Origin of the sequence: Mucilaginibacter ginsenosidivorax, assembly GCF_007971525.1 — a bacterium.
In the GTDB taxonomy this organism is placed as follows: domain Bacteria; phylum Bacteroidota; class Bacteroidia; order Sphingobacteriales; family Sphingobacteriaceae; genus Mucilaginibacter; species Mucilaginibacter ginsenosidivorax.
In genome coordinates this window covers 2,806,227-2,824,338 of sequence record NZ_CP042437.1, presented here as the reverse complement: position 1 = coordinate 2,824,338, position 18,112 = coordinate 2,806,227, and the positions used below count along the sequence as shown (strand labels likewise).

The following is an 18,112-nucleotide window of genomic DNA, read 5'->3' as shown; positions in this document are numbered from 1 at the left end:
TTTTATGGCCTTAAAACAGAATTACGAAATTTGCAATTCAGGCACTCTCTTTATATAATACCATACCTGCGTGGTAAAAAACGCCGTCTTTAAAATCGCCTTCGGCTACAAAGCCGGTATCGTCCAGGTATTCAACGTGGTTGCCTAACCTGTTATAATAACCGGTATAGGCGCTTTTTATATCGCCGCGTGTTTCATCATAACGGCCGTTTGGTAAAAATTCATGACGTATATAACCGTCTTTGGTTACCCAAACGCCTATATGCTCGTTATTTTTTGTTGTTAAAAACCAGTTGAGTTTGTTAATTCTTTCCATGTTTCCAAATCGTTTTGTACCGATGCTATTTTTTGGTGGGCCAGCTGATAGGCATCGGCACCTAAAAATAAATTGAGTGGGGCGTCGGGTTGGTTTGCAATTTTAATCATTGCGGCAGCCGCTTTTTCAGGGTCGCCTGCTTGTTGCTGATCCATCTGGTTTTGATGCAGATTTTGCGAATCGCGTACATTCTGATAGGCATCAATCGGGTTTTTAGGCGTAATTAATGATCCCTCAGAAAGGAAGTTGGTGCGGAAATAGCCCGGTTCAACAACAGTCACTTTGATGCCAAATGGTTTTACTTCGGCATCCAGGGCTTCAGAAAAACCGTTAACCGCAAATTTGGTGGCGCAATAAATGCCGAATCCCGGGTAACCGCCAACAAAGCCGCCTATTGAAGAAATATTGATAATATGACCCGACTGTTGCGCGCGCAGGTAAGGCAACGCTTTGCGAATGACGTTTAACGATCCAAATACATTTACATCAAAGTTGTCGCGGGCCTCCTGGTCGGTTGTTTCTTCCAGGCCGCCAAGCATACCGTAGCCGGCGTTGTTAACTACTACATCTATTTTACCAAAAGTACTGATCGTTTTTTCGATAGCTTGCTGTACGCTCTCCTCGCTTTTGATGTTAACGGCGAGTGGTAAAAATGCATCGCTGGTTACGCCTACGGCACTTTCCAGGTCGCTGATGTTTCTTGATGTTGCTGCTACTTTATAGCCCTGGTTTAATAGTTTTTTTACAAGGGTAAGCCCCAGCCCTTTCGAGGCGCCGGTTACAAACCATATATTTTGATTGCTCATGATTTCTTTTGATTTATTGGCGATTTCACTGATTGTTAAATGATTTCACCGGTTAATTATTTATGTTAATTATCGTGTTTGCCCAAGGGGCCTGATCACCAATTCGTTAACAGATACATTGCCGGGCTGGCTGATGGCATAGATAACCGCGTCGGCTATGGCGTCTTCGTCCATTTTAGGCATGTTTTTAAGGTCGCCATATAAAGCCCTTATCTTCGGGCTGGTGATATCATGCCCAAGTTCGGATTGTGTTGCGCCCGGGAAAATAGTGGTTACCTTGATGGTTTGCGTCACCTCCTCACGCAGGGCCTCCATAATTGCCTTTACCGCGAACTTGGTTCCGGAGTATACGCCCATACCTGCAGATGTTTTGATACCTGCCACAGATGAGGTTGCCAGGATATGGCCTTGCCCGCGCTGCAGCATATGTGGCAGTACAGCATTAATGCCATATAAAACACCTTTAATATTGATATCGATCATCCGGTCCCACTCATCTGCCAAACCTTCTTCAAAAAAGGATAGTGGCATAATGCCGGCATTGTTCCATAAAACATCTACATGGCCAAACTTGTTGATGGCCTGCCGGATAAGGTTATCCAGATCGGTGCGTTTGCTTACATCGGTTGGTACATAGATGGCATTGTCGCCTATTTCGGTAACTATGGCTTTTAGCTGGTCTTCGCGGCGGGCGGCCAAAACCACTTTGGCGCCAAGGGCGGCCAGCTTTTGGGCAGCAACAGCACCAATTCCGCTGCTGGCGCCGGTTATTACTATAACTTTGTTTTTAATGTTTTCCATCGTTATTGTTTTTAGGTAGCTGTAAATGTTTAAAAATCAGTGGCGCAGGTAGTGTTTTCCCATTCGTGGATTTCTTTATACAAGCCGTCCAGTTTTGTTAGGGCCCGGTTATAAGCATCGCCACCTAATAGCAAACGGAGCGGCGGGTTTTCTTCATAAACCACGTTGATGATACTTGCAGCGGCCTTTTCAGGGTCGCCGGCCTGCTGGCCATTCATGCTCAGGTATTTGCAGTGCGAAAGCCTCACATCTTCATATTCGGCAATGGGATTTTGGGTAACTGTTAATGAATCGGCTGTAAGGAAGCTGGTCCTGAAAGCGCCCGGAGCTACTACGGTAACTTTAATACCCAGTGATTTAACATCCAGAGCCAATACTTCCGACAGGCCAATTACTGCCGATTTGGCTGCAGCATATACCGCCCAGCCGGCGCCGCCTGTAATGCCCGCTATTGACGCGATATTAATTATATGCCCCGAACGCTGCTTACGCAGGTAAGGCATCACCAGCCTGATTACATTTAGGGTAGCAAATACATTTACATCAAAGGCTGTGCGGGTTTCGGCATCCGTAAGTTCCTCAATAGCACCGCCAATGCCATAGCCGGCGTTGTTGATAACTACATCTATCCGGCCAAATGTTTCATGAGTATGCTGTAGTGCCAGGGATACGCTGCTCTCGTTAACCAGATCGACCTGGAGAGGTAAAAAATCAGAACTGTTTGAACCAACTGCGGCTAGAAGCTCCTGCCGGTTCCTGGAAGTGGCAGCAACAAGCTGGCCAGCATCCAGTAATTGTTTTACTAAACTAAGCCCAAAACCTTTGGAGGCCCCAGTGATAAACCATACTTTTTTGTTGTCCATAGTGTGTTTGTTTTTGATAAAACAAAGGTAATATGACAACAAAAGGGAGTAATTACGCTATTCAAACCAATTATTACGAAATTCAAACATTTCTGAACCGGGAGGGCGTAACCTGGGTTTGTTTTTTAAAAAAGTTGTTGAAATGCGTTGGTTCCTCAAATCCCAGGCAGTAGCCTATTTCGGAGATATTCCAATTGGTGTGGCGCAGGAGGGATTTGGCTTCGCTCAGCAGGCGGTCGGCGATGTGGTCGGTGGTGGTTTTGCCGGTGGTTTCGCGTATGGCACGGTTAAGGTGGTTTACGTGTACCGATAGCCGTTGCGCAAAATCATTGGCCGACCGCAGGGCAAAGCGTTGCGACGGCGTTTCTATCGGGAACTGCCTCTCCAGCAGCTCGGTAAATACCGATGTTATGCGCGATTTGGCATCGGCGTGTTTATACACATTCTCAGATGGTTGGGTCTTTAATGCATAGTAACACAATTCGGTAACATAATTGCGGATCAGTTCGTATTTGAAAGCGTATTCAGAACCAATTTCGTCCATCATTTTGCGGAATAAGCCGGTAACGTATTCATCCTGTGCACGGTCAAGCTGGTATACCGGTTTGGCGTTAAGGCCGAACATGGGCAGCTCGCTCAATCCGTTGCGGAACCGCTCCACAAAAAACTCTTCGGTAAAAATGCAGAAAAAGCCCGTACGGTCGTCGCTCATGTGCTCAAAGGTATAGGGTACAAGCGGGCTAAAAAACATGAGCGAAGTGCCTGACAGCGTGATGCTTTTATCGGCATAATGGATGATGTTTTCGCCCCGCATCAGGCTTATTTTATAAAAGCTGCGGCGACTATAGGTAACCGGTTTGGCGTTGGGGCCAATACAATCCTCAATTTTAAAAACATTAAAATGACCTATGTTTTGCTGCAGGTTATTGGGCAGCCAGTCGAATTTGTTTTTGTAAAAGTCTTCAAGTGTTTCGGTAGTCATAGTCAAAGTTACAAAATTCAAACCGCATGTCAAGTGGCGTTTTGGGCTCTACTGTCTTAATAGTGACATTTTTGCTATACTTTTTAGCACTTTTAGGTGATTTATTGGCACTTTTTGGACAAAGGTTCTCAATAAACACACACTTTTATACAAAAAATTAAAACTCTGCTTCTTTTACATCATCATGGTGGGGCTTCCTGAATTTGGCAGCACTTTTTTTGATGTAGGTAAAAATATCATAGTCGCTCATTTTGCGTACCTGGGCGGCGGCGGGCCGGTACTGGTTAATGAAGTGGTATAACGAATCGGATTGCAGGCCGGTGAGCTGGGCCACGCGCTCGTCGCTAAAACGGCTGTCAACATATTTGCCCTCTTCATCGCGGATGAGTGCCTGCTTAAACCTGTAGGCATTGCTGTGTTTGTAAGTAAGCAGGGCAATCAGCTGGCTGGGTACAATGGCAACGCCAACCATCGGTATAGGGCCCGATGTTATGCCCGGCCTGATGATATCCGAAAACTTTGGTCGATGGCTGTTAAAATCGCGGGCAAACTGAACGCGGTTGCTGATAGAATCTTTCACCCTATCGCGCCGGGCGCTAATGTTTACCTGTTTAAGCTGGATGGTTGCCTGCTCCAACTGTACAATCACATCGCCGGTTGTTGCAGGGGCAACGGCCTGCTTAAACGATTTATAGCCTTGTATTTTTACCATTAACGTATCTCCCTGCCTGGCAACACCAATGCTGAACACGCCTTCCATATCGCTAATGGCGGTGGCGTTTGTTGTGGTTACCAGCGCGCCGCTAATGCGCAGGCCGGTGGCCTTATCAGTTACTATGCCGTTTATTTTTTGCGCGTAAGCTGCAAGGCCGGTGCAAATAAAAAATAGGATAAGCAGGTGCCGCATGGTGTGATGTTGGTAATAAGTTTTAAGTCGCGGGTTCTGAGTCTTAAGTCGGAAGTTTCAAGTCAAAAGCCACACTCTTTGGGCTTAGAGCTCTCCGGGACTTCCGGCTTACGACTTAAAACTTCGGGCTTAAAACTATTAATGAGCCTGTTACAAATATAACCGGGTGGCAGCTTTTGTGTATGGCGTTTAACATCTTTTAACCAAATGGGGACGTAACATTTGTCATGCAGTCTCAAGTTCGAAGTCTCAAGTTCGAAGTCTTAAGCCAGAAGTCTCAAGTCCAAAGCCTTTTTTAAAGACTTGAGACTTCGAACTTGAGACTTAAGACTAAAATTACTAATGCCCCGGCTTGCTTTTAAATTTTTGCAAACAGGTTACTGCCAAATATAGGTGGCCACGGCTCCGGCTTTTAACGATGTGTTAATCATTTTTGATTTATAACTGATATTAAAAGGCTGGTCGGCAGTTCCGGCATTTAAAGCAACCAGTACTTTGGTACCGTCGGTGTTTTTAAACGCTACGGTTAGCACATTGCTTACTAAATCGGATGCTATCCTTACTGCTCCGGGCCTTACAAATTTTGAGGCATGCGCAATAATATAGTAGGATACGTTACGGGATACGCTGGTGCCAACGGTAATTGCGCCTAAACATGAAGTGCAGCCGCCTACAGTATGCGGGTTTTGATTAGGATCTGAGGCCAGGTTCCACTCAATAACATTACGGCTCCAGTTGCGGGTAGCACCAATGATCAGGTTGCTTACGTGGTAGGCTAAATCGGCGCCAAAGTTACCGCCGGCAAAGGTTGCCTGTTCTGTAAAGTAGATATTTTTTGCAGGGTATTGGTCATGCACGGTTCCAAGTGCGTTGATGAACCCGCCGTAAAGGTGAAAAGCCGCGCCATCAACAAAATCGGCTGCTGCTTTATCTGCAAAAATATCGGTTGCATACTCCGGGTGATCGGCGTTGTGGTCATAAACTATTATTTTGGTTGCAATTCCGGCTGCTTTAAATGCAGGCCCTAAATTGTTTTTTACAAACTTACCCTCATCTGCCGATACCATTAACATGCTGGGGTTATTATAGGCGTTAAGCGGTTCGTTTTGCGGGGTAATAGCATCAATGGTTATACCCTCGGCCTTCATAGCCTGAATGTATTTTACAAAGTATTTGGCATAGGTATCAAAATATTCGGATTTTAAGCTACCGCCATAAAAGCTATTATTATCTTTCATCCATGCGGGGGCGCTCCAGGGGCACGAAAGTATTTTTATATCGGGGTTTATGGCTAATATCCTTTTAAGGATTGGCAAAAGATCTACCTTTTCTTTATCAAGGCTAAAATTGGTAAGGGCTACGTCTCCGCTTACATCGTCATAACTAAAAGGTGCCGCGCTAAGGTCAGATGCGCCAAGGGTTATACGCAAATAGCTTATACCTATATTGGTTCCATCGGTTTTAAACAGCTCATTTAACAGCGCTGTTTTATTGGCCTCGCTTAACGAGTTGATTAGCGAAGCACTGCCCCCGGTAAGTGCAAAACCAAATCCATCAATAGGCTGATACACTTTTGAATCATCTACGTTGATAGTAGGGTTGGCACTGGTGTTGGTATTAAACACCAGCGAGATATTTTGCTGCTTAAACAAAACAGCCTGATCTGCCGTGGTAAGCCACATGTTTACGTCGGTTGTAACAGGGGTTACCGGCTCAACCGGCTTGGTTGGTGTGGTGGGTGTATCATTGCCGCCGGTTGATGATTTGCTGCAGCTATATTGAGTTACAGCAAAACCAATGGCTAATATACCAAGCAGGTATCGCGAATATTTTTTCATATTTTTACTGTTAAGTCTTGAGTCCTGAGCCGTAAGTCTTAAGCCCCAAGCCCGAAGTCCTGAGCCCGAAGTCTAAAGTTGATTTTTTTCTTTCGACTCAAGACTTTGGACTTAAGACTCATGACTTAAAACTCAGTACTCAAGGCAAAAGGCAATCCGTCAATTTATCGTTGACACGACATTAGTTTGTTGTAGTCATTTTGTAAAAACGCACGTAATCTACCTGCATCGAAACGGGGAAAATACTATCATCTACCCCTTGCACACCGCCCCAGTTGCCGCCAATGGCAAGGTTTAGTAATACGTGGAAAGGTTTATCAAAAGGCCAGCCTGCAGATCCTTTACCATCATTGGTATAAGTAAATACCAGCTGATCATCGTAATAACCTTTTATAGCTGTTGGTGTCCAATCGGCGCGGTACAAATGATAAGCGGTAAACGCAGTAGGTATTTCTAAAGTACTTGTTTTGGCGTTACTGCTGTTATATAACTGGTTGTGTACGCTAAAATGAACCTTGTTCGGATCGTAGCCCACATGTTCCATAATGTCTATTTCGCCGGAGTTTGGCCACGCGCCGTAAGCATAATCGTTTGGCAGCATCCATATTGCAGGCCAGGTTCCCCTGCCGGCAGGCAATTTGGCCTTCACTTCGATGCGGCCGTAAAGCATATCGCTGCCATTTTTTGAAACCATCCTTGATGAGGTATAATTCATCCCGTTCAGGCTTTCTTTTTTGGCGGTAATTGTTAGTATGCCATCTTTAATAACCGCGTTGTTGGTGGTGTTTGTGTAATACTCCAGTTCGTTATTACCCCAACCGCTTCCGCCAACATCGTAGGTCCATTTTGCAGGGTCGGGTGCGCCGTTGGTGTCAAATTCATCTGACCACGAAACGGTACTTTCAAAACCGTATGTTTTAACAGGCTGCTCTATTTGTTTAAAAGGCTCCATGGTCGATCCGCTCTTTTTTGAGCACGATGGCGCAGCTAAAACCAGCAACGGATATATAGCAAATAATAGCTTTTTCATGTTTTGATTAGCGTAAGAACAAGGCTGCTTAATTGAGGCAGCCTTGTTCTGTTATAAATTATTGAACCCCGCGCAGCGTTACTTTGGTAAACTCGATACCGGTTAAGCCAAGGTTATTACCCCCGCTTTTAATAAGTAAATACATTTTACCAGTTGCGGCAGCCGTAACAACATTACCGCTCCCGGCGCATTGTATGGCCGATAGTTTACCGTTAAATGGTGTTTTGCCACAACCCGTCCAGGTGTTTATAGCAAGGCGTGCGCCACCATCGCTGTAATCCGAACCGTTAACAGGTTGTTTTGTGCCAAAGTAAACTTCAAACCAGGTGTCAGATGCGCCGCTGCCATCAACGTTCATATCTATCTGATATTTACGCCCGGCAACTACGTTTATGGCCTGCCAGATACCGGCATGGCCATAATTGCCACCCTTTGCAACCATTTTGCCATTATCTATAGCAAAGGTAACACCGTTTGATATGGTTATATGGTTCCAGAAAGCGTCATCGCTTGCAGCCATATTTGACCCCAGCACCAGGTTGCCGGCAGATGGATCAGATGTGGCTACGTTAACATCCTGCGAAGCGGTTTTTGTTTCGCCGCCTTTACCTATTGCGGTAAGGGTAACTGTGTATTTACCGGCATCCGGAAAAAACACAGTATCGGTTGGTTTGCCTATTGCAGCACCATCGCCCAAATCCCATTTTACACCTAATACGCCTTTGGTATCGGCATTCAATACATAATAGTTTGCTTTACTGGCTACCGGCGTTACGGTGAATGAAGCTTTAAGATCTGTAGAGGTTAAGCCATTACCATCAAATTTTTCTGGCTTGCAGCCTTCATACATTCCAATAGCAAGTACCCCCAGGGCACAGGCTTTAATAATGTTCAATTTCATAATTATTTCAATAAGTTAATTATAACGTACCACCCCACTCTTTACCTTGCTTAAGCTTGGTGTTGTTTAAATCATTAAGCGGGATAGGTAAAATTTCGTTTTTACCGGCAGTAAAGCCTCTTGATCCTAACACTGTTGCGGCATCGCCCCAGCGTACCAGGTCAAACCAGCGGTGCCCTTCGCCGGCAAGTTCAAGGCGGCGTTCTCTTTTCAAATTTTCAAAGGTGGCAGCCAGCCCGTGCGTTACCCCATCGTTATAAGCCCGGGTGTGTACGGCGGTCATTAATGCCGTTGCACGTGCTGTGTTACCTGCACCACGAATAAGCGCTTCGGCTTCCATCAGGTAGGTGTCGGCTAAACGTATTTCGTATAAATTTTGCGGATAATTTAGTTCAGGAGCACCGCCGCCGGTAGTTTTATCGGCAACATGCCCGGCAAATTTACCCAGGAAATAGCCGGTGTTCATATATCCCGGTGTATAGTCGGCAATGCCGTTTGCTTTTAAACTATCTAAGTTTGCAACCGTTGCCTTGTTACGCGGATCGAAGTGTATGGCATCGAATAAATTTTTGGTGATAGGCAAAAAGCTGTAACCTGAAATGTAATCCGGCGCTCCGGGTTTAAGGGCCTTGTAATCCCTGGGGCCAACAATAATATTTAAAACGTTGCCCTCGGTACAGGCAATGCATGACCAATCGCCTCCTGATTTTGATGAGTGACCAACTTCGAGTATCGACTCGGCGTTAAATTTATTTTGTGTTTTCCACAGGTCGGCAAAATTTGCAAGCAGTTTGTAACCATATTTTGTGTTTTCCTGGCCGGGAGTTGCTCCGTTTACTTCTGCAAACTCTGCTGCTGCTTCTGTCCATTTTTGCTCATAAAGGTAAACCTTACCTAATAAGGCATGTATAGCGCCTTTGGTAAGGCGGCCGCCATCTGTTGTTATGTCTACTTTGTCGGGAATATTTCCGTCGGCTATTGCTGCTTTTAAATCAGTTTCAATTTGCTTATACACTGCGGCAGGGGTAGCCTGCTCTATGTTGTAAATCTGGTCGGCCGGTATCGACTCGGTTAATAAAGGCACATATTTAAACAGCCTTACCAGGTCGAAATAGAAATAAGCGCGCAATGCGGTAGCTTCAGATTTGTACCTGCTTTTCAAGCCCTCGTCCATCGGAACGTTTGGCAATTTCTGGATCAGCACGTTTGCACGGAATACTCCCGAAAAACCGGCCTTCCATAACTCGTATGACGGGCCTACCGATGGGGATAGCGTATAGTTTGAAAATACCTGCAAATCGTTAATATCGGTAGCGTTACCACCACCCGCATAATGATCGTCGGACCCGGCATCCATGGCGCCTTCTTTGGTTACAAAACCGCCGCCCTGCCATCCAACAACATCGTAAACGGCTGTAAGCCCATTATATGCCTCGGTTTGGTTACGGTAATAGCTCGATTCCAGGTTGGTGCCTTTAGGCGTTACATCCAGAAAACTTTTTTTACAGGCGGTTACCGCGAATGATGCCGCCAGGAAAAATGATAAATATTTTATACTCTTCTTCATTTCATTAATTATTAAAATCCAACACTTACACCCAGCATATACGATTTTGCCTGCATATAAAAACCACGATCGATACTGTAGCTGCCGCCGCCAATCTCCGGATCGTAACCAGAGTATTTGGTAAAGGTGAACAGGTTCTCGCCGGTTACATATATTCTTGCCCTTCGCATACCAATTTTGCTAATCAGATTTTTAGGGAGGCTATAGCCTAACTGCAGGTTTTTGATGCGGAAGTAATCGCCTTTTTCAAGGTAGTATTTAGAGTTATAGGTGGTGTTATGGTTAGGGTCGCCATCAACTACACGGGGCTCGGTGTTTGATGTGCCCGGGCCAACCCATCTTTCTAAACGTTTAGTGGTAAAGTTTGAGTTGCCGATATCTAAACGGTGTAAACCCTGGAAAATCATGTTGCCTGCCTGGCCTTGTCCAAACACAACGATATCGAAGTTTTTGTACGATGCATTAAAGGTCAAGCCATATATCCACGATGGTGTAGGGTTGCCAATGTAGGTACGGTCCTGGTCATTAATGGTTCCGTTGCCATCAAGGTCGGCCCATTTAAAATCGCCGGGTTTAGCATTTGGCTGTATTTTATGGCCGCTTGCCGATACGTAGCTATCAATCTCTGCCTGTGTTTGAAAAATACCCATGTTTTGGTATCCGTAAAAAGAATTGTAAGCCTGGCCAACGGTAGTACGTGTAATGCCGCCTTCAACTCCCTGGAAGCCTGCGCCATCAAGGAATTTTTGACCGTTGCCTAAATAGGTAACTTTGTTGGTGATGTGCGTTACGTTGGCGTTAACGTTTAAGTTAAATTCGCCTATTTTTTTACGGTAACCCAATTCTAACTCCAGGCCTTTGTTCTGCATATCGCCAATGTTAGCCGCAGGGTTTGAGATAGCGCCCACATATAACGGGATTGGGGGGTATTGTAAAATACCACTGGTTTTCTTTTTAAACCATTCAAAGGTCAGGTTAAAGTCGTTAAATAATACCGCATCAAAACCCACGTTGGTTTGCGCGGTTTCTTCCCAGCGAAGGTTGGGGTTTGATGGCGCATTTGGGCTGTAACCGCTTATGTAAGTATCGCCGGTACCAAAGCTGTAGTTACGGCCACCGCCGATAGTTGAAAGGAATGCATTATCTGCAATGGCATCGCTACCCACAACACCGTAACCGCCACGGAATTTCAAGAAGTTAACAGTTTCGTTTTTAGGCCAAAAAGCTTCTTTTGAAGGTACCCAGCCTAATGAAAATGAAGGGAAAGTACCATATTTATAGTTTGCGCCAAACCTTGATGAACCATCGCGGCGGATAACGCCTTCAATGATATAACGTTCATCATAATTGTAGTTGGCACGGGCAAATAACGAGCTGATGGTGTGCGCCTGCCCTTCGCTGCCGTAACCAATTCTGTTAGCGGCGGGTATGCTGTAATTTAAAGATGCATCCTTAAAGTTATCAACCGGCAGGTTGTAATAGGTTACGCCGTCTGTGTAGCGGTTGTTTTCTGAATAAGCTCCCTGCCCAATGAGTACAGTAGCGCTATGTTTACCTATAGTGCGGTTGTACGATGCAGTGTTCTCAATGTTCCAGTTAAATAACCGGTTGCTTTCGCGGTTGTAGCTGTTTTGCGACGTTACGGTAGATGAGTTGAGGTATGCTACCGGGTTAAACGATTCATTGCCATAAAAAGCGATCTTGGTGCCTACTGTAGATCGTAGCTTTAAACCTTTTACAGGCTCTAATTCGCCGTATATATTGCCTACAATGTTATGCGCCCAGCTATAGTTACCTAACCTGGTTGATATATATGCAAGCGGGTTGGTAATTTCCTGGCCTACTATATTTGATATGCCGTAAGGATAGCCCAAAGCATTTCTGCGCACAGGGTTATTGGCGTATACCGGGGCCGAAGCAGCCGCCTGGTCGGTTACAACCGGAACGGTAATAGGGTCGAGGTTTAAAGCCGAGCTGATAGGGCCGCCAAACTCGCTGTTGGTATTACCCAGGCCTATTGATTTGTTATAAGTATAGCCAAGGTTTTCGCCAAAGTTTATCCATTTTGCAGGCTTGTAAGTTTGGTTAACCCTAAAATTAACGCGTTTGTATTTTGATATATCTGTGGCAACAATACCATCCTGCTGCAAATAACCAAAGGATGTATAGTAGGTAGATTTATCGTTGCCGCCGCTAACACTTAGCTCATGATTTTGGCGTTTGGCGCTGTTATTGAAAATAACGGATTGCCAGTCGGTTCCAACACCTAATGATGCCGGATTGGGATATACAATGGCGCCGCCGCCGGCAACGCTTGCTTCGTTGCGTAGGGTTGCATATTGCTGGGCATTTAATAAATCAATTGTGCGCGCCGGTTTAGATGTGCCATAATAACCTGAATAATTTATCTGTGGCTTACCTTCGCGGCCTTTTTTGGTAGTTACCAAAATTACGCCGGCAGCTGCACGCGTACCGTAAATTGCCTGTGATGCGGCATCTTTTAACACTTCAATCGACTCGATATCTGATTGGTTAAGGTAGCCAATGCCGCCGTTATCAACTACAACACCATCAACAACCCAAAGCGGGTCGTTATTGTTAAATGAGGTGATACCCCTTACACGTACGGTTGCGCCCTCGCCCGGCTGGCCATTGTTTGCGGCAATGGTTAAACCAGAGGTGCGGCCCTGTAATATTTGCTCTACGCGTGTAACCGGCAGGTCTTCAAACTCTTTGGCGGTAACACCGGATATTGCACCGGTAGTTACACTCTTTTTTTGCGTGCCATAGCCTACAACCACTACTTCGTTTAATCCTTTTATATCTTCAATAAGGGTTATGGTGATTAAGGTTTGTTTACCAACAGTAACTTCGGCAGAGCGGTAGCTGATAAAATCGACAACCAAAACCGCGTTCTCGCTGCTAACGTTCAACTTAAAGTTGCCATTTACATCGGTTTGTACTCCGTTCTGTGTCCCTTTTTCACGTACGCTTGCACCAGGCAACGGTAAACCTTTTTCGTCAACCACTTTACCAGATACCGCAATACCGGTTATTGCCTGGTTAAACTCAGCAGATTTGTCGGCAGTGCTTGCGGCGCCTTCGGCTGCTTTAATATCGGCAGGTTTTCCCAGTACTATTCTGTCTTTTAAAACCTCGTAATCAATGCCGTTGCTTTTTAGCAGCTGGTCAAGAACGTTTTTTAAACTTTTGTTCTCGAAATTCACAGTAACTTTTTGCGACAGATTTATCGAGTTTTTACTGTAGATGAATTTGATGTCGTTGTCTTTTTGCAGGTAGTTTAAAACCTCCTGTACGGTAACCTGTTTAAACGACAGGCTAACCGTTTTGTCAAGTACGCTTTGCGCCCTTAACGGGCTCGAATAAGCTATGGTGCTTAGTAAAACTGCTATCAATATTTGACTAAATGTAATCTTCATGATTTTAGACCAGGGAATAGGCTTTCGCAAACGAAATTTCATATATTTGTAATGTTTCTTTGTTAAAAATGAGACAATTAAATGCCCGCTACACCATTTTATGGTGCATCAGTATTGGGCTTTTCAGGCTTAGGAGTGGTCGCAACACTTCTAAGTTTTTTTATTTTACGGGTGAATTTGCAACCTCAGGAACTGAGGTGTTTTTTTAAGTGGGTATCTTACTATACATAGGCTTGTTGGGTTAATTGAGGTTAGTAAATAATTGGTTTAATTAAGTTCGATAGTGTTGTTGTCCTTTATCTGGTAATTTACGTTGATAGATTTTTTTAGGGCCGCCAACACATCCGGCAGGTTAAAGCCCGCAAAATCGGCATTCAGCATATAATGGTTCAACCTGTCATTAGCTACCTTTATATGTACTCCATAAGTAGCATTAAGTACCGGGATAATTTCGCGCAGGGGTTTGTTATCAAACGAAAGGTTAACCTGGCTCCATATTTTTAAAGCAGGCTGATTGACCATACCCGCCGGTTTCAACAAATGTTTATCTATCAGGTAAACTGCTTTTTGATTGGGATAAAGCATCAGCTCGTGTTTTTCTAAATTGGTGTTCACGTTGTTCTCCTGATCGTTGTTTTTAATACTTACCGATACCTTGCCGGTTACAACCGATACATCTGCAGTGTTACTGCGATAATTATCACGTATTAAAAAACTGGTGCCCCAAACCTTGGTGATTATCGACCGCCCGTTGATAATAAAAGGGCGTTTGGGGTTTTTAGTTATCTCAAAAAAGCCTTCGCCGTACATTGATATGATCCTGGCATTTTTTGCAAATGTTTTAGGGTATCTTATGTTACCTCCCGGACTTAACCAAATGGTGCTGTTATCGGGCAATACTGCTTTGTAAATTTGATTTGAATTGTTGGTGATATCAACCTGCTCTACCTGCTGGGGGGCAACTTGTGCAACCTGTGAGGAGGTACCTTTTTTGTTATTAACAAAATAAAAAGCCCCCAGTAAAATTGCACCAATGGCCGCTGCGGCAGACCATTTTAATATGCCCAGGTACCGAACGCCTGCTGTTTGAGCCGGCTTATCATCAACTTCAATATTTTCGGTAATCCGGTTAAATATCCGCTCTTCTATTTCCTTTTCATCGGCTTTGCTTACGCCCGAGATATAATCATAGTCATCCTCAAAAGAATGATACCATTGTTTAACCAATGCAATCTCTTCTTCTGTGCAATTACCATTCAAATACTTTTCCAGTAATTCTACGGGTATAAGTGGTTTCATGAAAACTAAAATATTAGCGGTTTATAAATACTTGACGTTTGAAAAGAGCGCATCCCCTACGCGTTGATAAAAAAATTATGGTTCTATGCGATGACGCTTTGTGTGGTTAACGCAGAAGGGGCCCCATTAGCTTCTAAAGATATATGTTGTTGACACATCGGGATTTGTTTAACACGAATTAGAGGCGTAGCCTCGGCCAATCTTGTAGCCACGGGTTTTAACCCGTGGAAAAAAACAAAGCAAATGATGGAGAGCCGGAGGTTCGATCCATATGAGCAGGGCGTATATATTGGTTGAACAAATTAAAAATACATGGATTTAGATCAAAATATAGGCCGTGCCGATGGCACTTTTGCCGTGTTTTGACCAACTATCCACGGGTTGAAACCCGCGGCTACAATATGTGTCGGGCCGATGGCCCTTAGGAAGAGCGTCATGTAGAAGCTGATTGAAATTGATTAACCCACACAAAGCGTTATAGCGCCAAGATTATTTTACCAGGAGAAATATCAGCAGCAGGAGGTAGTTATTAAGACTAAGGCGAAGTCTGTTGAGGGCTTTTGTCAGGTGGTTTTCGACAGTTTTTTCTGATATGCCAAGCTCGGAGGCAATTTCTTTATTGGTTTTATGGCTAACCCGGCTTAACTCATAAACAGACCTGCATTTATCCGGTAACTGGTTTACCACGTGGGTTATATTCAGCTGCAGATCTTTAAGCATGATTGCTTGTTCGGTAGAGTGATCGGCCTCGGTGTAATTAAGCTTGAAAAATTCCTGGTGTGTTTGCCGTGTAAGTTCTTTACGAAAATGATCAATTACGCGGTAGCCAACGCTTTTATAAAGGTATCCCCCTATGGTTTGATGGATATTTAACTCATGCCGTTTATGCCAGAAAGCAGTAAACAATTCCTGCACAATTTCTTCCGAAGCATCCTTATCCTTTAAACGTTTGTATGCTTCGGCATATAACGCTTTCCAGTAACGTTGATAAATCTCCTTAAATGCGCCAAGAGAATCTTGTTGCATCAGACTAATCAATTGCTCCTCATCAAACTTAGTAAAATTGGTCATGCGTATCTTGCAGAAGATTAATTATATATTATTAATTAACCTTTTACAAATCTCCCAAAAAAAACAATCAATACCAAGGGTTTAGTTTTATCTTAAAACATATGTTATAGCAGCGCATTAAAAGTACGGATCGGCTTTAGCCCAAAGTCTTAAGTTCTAAGTCGAAAAGAAAAAAAACGACTTTGGACTTAATGCTGTTGACTTAACACCCCAGCAATTAATACCCCAGCAACTTCTCCATCATTTCCGCAAGCCTTGCTTTGGCCAAAAACTGGTCTTCCAGCGCTTTGTTCATGGGGATGGCTGTATCCAGGCTGCCGCAGCGCATTACCGGGGCATCCAGGTATTTAAAGCAGTGTTCGGCAATGTGGGCGGCAATTTCGGCACCGAAACCGCTGGTGAGGGTATCTTCATGTAATACCAGTGCCCGGCCTGTTTTTTGCACGCTTTGCTCTACAGCTTCCTTATCCCATGGCAGCAGGCTGCGCAGGTCGATGATCTCTAAGGATAATTCAGCATGTTTGGCCGCATAATCCAGCGCCCAGTGTACGCCCAAACCAAAGGTGATGATGGTAGCTTTTTCGCCTTGTTGTACAATGTTGGCCTTGCCAATTTCTATCAGTACATCATTATCGGGCACGGGGCCGGTAATGCTGCGGTACAGGTATTTGTGCTCAAAGTATATAACGGGGTTGGGGTCGTCAATTGCGGCCAGCAGCAGGCCCTTGGCATCGGCCGGGAAAGCCGGGTAAACCACCTTAAGCCCCGGCGTTTTTGTAAACCAGGCCTCGTTACTTTGCGAGTGGAAAGGCCCCGCACCTGTGCCCGCGCCGGTAGGCATGCGTACAACCATATCAACTGCCTGCGCCCAGCGGTAATGGGTTTTTGCCAGGTTGTTAATAATCTGGTTAAATCCGCAGGTAACAAAATCGGCAAACTGCATTTCAACAATAGCTTTGTAACCGTTGAGCGCCAAGCCCATACCCGCGCCCACAATGCCCGATTCGCAGATGGGGGTGTTGCGCACGCGGCCTTTGCCAAATTCTTCTACAAAGCCCTGGGTTATTTTAAATGCGCCGCCGTATTCGGCAATATCCTGCCCCATAACTACCAGGTTGGGATATTTACGCATGCCCTGCCGCATGCCATCACTTATGCCGTCAATATATCGCTTATTGGTGGTCGGGCTTACCGGGGGCTGGCTTGCCGGGAATTGGTAGGGCCGGTACATATCGGCTACCTCGGTTTCAATATCCGGCACAATATCAGCCTCGCTGTAAACCTTTTCAAATTCCGATTCGATAAGCGTTGTAAACTCCTTCCTGATCACGGGTATCCACTCTGGCAGCAGTATGCGCTCATTCAGTAAATATTTCTCAAAATTAGTCAACGGATCTTTTGCGCTCCACCACTCAAATAAGTTTTGCGGTACGTATTTGGTCCCCGAGGCCTCCTCGTGCCCGCGCATCCTGAAAGTCATACACTCCAGCAAAACGGGGCGCGGGTTTTCGCGGATGCTGTTTTTAATATCCGTTATGGTATGGTAAACTTCTAAAATATTGTTGCCGTCAATGCGGCGGCCCTCCATGCCGTAGCCTATAGCCCTATCAACCAACTGGGTGCAATGATACTGCTCATTTGTAGGAGTAGATAAGCCGTATCCGTTGTTTTCGATGAGGAAAATAACGGGCAAATTCCACACGGCTGCAATGTTTAGGGCCTCGTGAAAATCGCCTTCGCTGGTGGCGCCTTCGCCGGTATAAACCAGGGTGGTTTTATGCCGGTTGGATAATACATCGGCCAGCGCTATGCCATCGGCTAATGCCAGCTGCGGCCCCAGGTGCGATATCATCCCGATGATTTTATATTCCTGTGTACCAAAATGGAACGACCTGTCTCGCCCCTTGGTAAAGCCCGAGGGTTTGCCCTGCCATTGCGCCATTAAGCGCGAAAGTGGGATATTACGCGTTGTAAAAACGCCCAGGTTGCGGTGCATGGGCAAAATATACTCATCATCGGCCATAGCCAGGGTACTGCCAACGGCAATGGCTTCCTGCCCTATGCCAGAAAACCATTTACCAATGCGGCCCTGCCTTAACAGGATGAGCATTTTCTCCTCGACCATGCGCGGCAGCAACAGTTTTCTGTAAAAAGACAGTAAAGTGTCGGTATTAAGGTTTTTACGATCAAAAATCATAAGGTAAAACTACTGAAGTTTTTAAATGGCAAGGCGCCGAACAGGGTCAAAAAATAATTTTTTCGGGTTAAACTTTGTATGTTTGGTAATTCCT

At 45.0% G+C, this 18,112-nt stretch carries 14 protein-coding genes; all 14 read right to left on the bottom strand.

The genetic code is table 11. The features are described 5' to 3' along the window. Positions 1-37: 37 nt before the first annotated feature. Entirely contained in the window at positions 38-316 is a 279-nt protein-coding gene (locus FSB76_RS11730; protein WP_147053756.1) for an Atu4866 domain-containing protein, read from the bottom strand. Beyond that, a complete protein-coding gene (locus FSB76_RS11725; RefSeq protein WP_147053755.1) occupies positions 283-1,122 on the bottom strand; it encodes an SDR family oxidoreductase in 840 nt (279 codons plus the stop codon). The genes FSB76_RS11730 and FSB76_RS11725 overlap by 34 nt, the downstream gene beginning before the upstream one ends. Before the next feature lie 69 nt (positions 1,123-1,191). After that, positions 1,192-1,923, bottom strand: coding sequence for an SDR family oxidoreductase (locus FSB76_RS11720; RefSeq protein ID WP_147053754.1), 732 nt, complete (start codon positions 1,921-1,923; stop codon positions 1,192-1,194). A gap of 29 nt (positions 1,924-1,952) precedes the next feature. Beyond that, positions 1,953-2,786 carry an SDR family NAD(P)-dependent oxidoreductase gene (locus FSB76_RS11715; RefSeq protein ID WP_147053753.1) on the bottom strand — a complete coding sequence of 278 codons (834 nt, stop codon included), beginning with the start codon at positions 2,784-2,786 and terminating at the stop codon, positions 1,953-1,955. A gap of 82 nt (positions 2,787-2,868) precedes the next feature. Then, positions 2,869-3,768: a helix-turn-helix domain-containing protein gene (locus FSB76_RS11710; protein WP_147053752.1), complete on the bottom strand. Its 900-nt coding sequence runs from the start codon at positions 3,766-3,768 to the stop codon at positions 2,869-2,871. A 157-nt stretch (positions 3,769-3,925) separates the two neighbouring features. Then, positions 3,926-4,675 (bottom strand): carboxypeptidase-like regulatory domain-containing protein, encoded by a 750-nt coding sequence (locus FSB76_RS11705; RefSeq protein WP_147053751.1) that lies wholly within the window; start codon positions 4,673-4,675, stop codon positions 3,926-3,928. Between the two features lie 377 nt (positions 4,676-5,052). Beyond that, positions 5,053-6,513 (bottom strand): glycoside hydrolase family 30 protein, encoded by a 1,461-nt coding sequence (locus FSB76_RS11700; protein WP_147053750.1) that lies wholly within the window; start codon positions 6,511-6,513, stop codon positions 5,053-5,055. A 181-nt stretch (positions 6,514-6,694) separates the two neighbouring features. Next, on the bottom strand, positions 6,695-7,543 hold the full coding sequence (locus tag FSB76_RS11695) for a glycoside hydrolase family 16 protein (RefSeq protein ID WP_147053749.1): 849 nt from the start codon (positions 7,541-7,543) through the stop codon (positions 6,695-6,697). 58 nt (positions 7,544-7,601) lie between these two features. After that, entirely contained in the window at positions 7,602-8,444 is an 843-nt protein-coding gene (locus FSB76_RS11690; protein WP_147053748.1) for a PKD domain-containing protein, read from the bottom strand. 19 nt (positions 8,445-8,463) lie between these two features. Next, positions 8,464-10,011, bottom strand: a complete 1,548-nt coding sequence (locus tag FSB76_RS11685; RefSeq protein ID WP_147053747.1) for a RagB/SusD family nutrient uptake outer membrane protein — start codon at positions 10,009-10,011, stop codon at positions 8,464-8,466. Positions 10,012-10,022: 11 nt separating this feature from the next. Next, positions 10,023-13,451: a TonB-dependent receptor gene (locus tag FSB76_RS11680; protein ID WP_147053746.1), complete on the bottom strand. Its 3,429-nt coding sequence runs from the start codon at positions 13,449-13,451 to the stop codon at positions 10,023-10,025. A gap of 267 nt (positions 13,452-13,718) precedes the next feature. After that, positions 13,719-14,750 carry a FecR family protein gene (locus FSB76_RS11675; RefSeq protein ID WP_147053745.1) on the bottom strand — a complete coding sequence of 344 codons (1,032 nt, stop codon included), beginning with the start codon at positions 14,748-14,750 and terminating at the stop codon, positions 13,719-13,721. A 489-nt stretch (positions 14,751-15,239) separates the two neighbouring features. Continuing rightward, positions 15,240-15,821, bottom strand: coding sequence for an RNA polymerase sigma-70 factor (locus FSB76_RS11670; protein ID WP_147053744.1), 582 nt, complete (start codon positions 15,819-15,821; stop codon positions 15,240-15,242). A 217-nt stretch (positions 15,822-16,038) separates the two neighbouring features. Further along, positions 16,039-18,018 carry an alpha-ketoacid dehydrogenase subunit alpha/beta gene (locus tag FSB76_RS11665; RefSeq protein WP_147053743.1) on the bottom strand — a complete coding sequence of 660 codons (1,980 nt, stop codon included), beginning with the start codon at positions 18,016-18,018 and terminating at the stop codon, positions 16,039-16,041. Between the last annotated feature and the right edge of the window lie 94 nt (positions 18,019-18,112).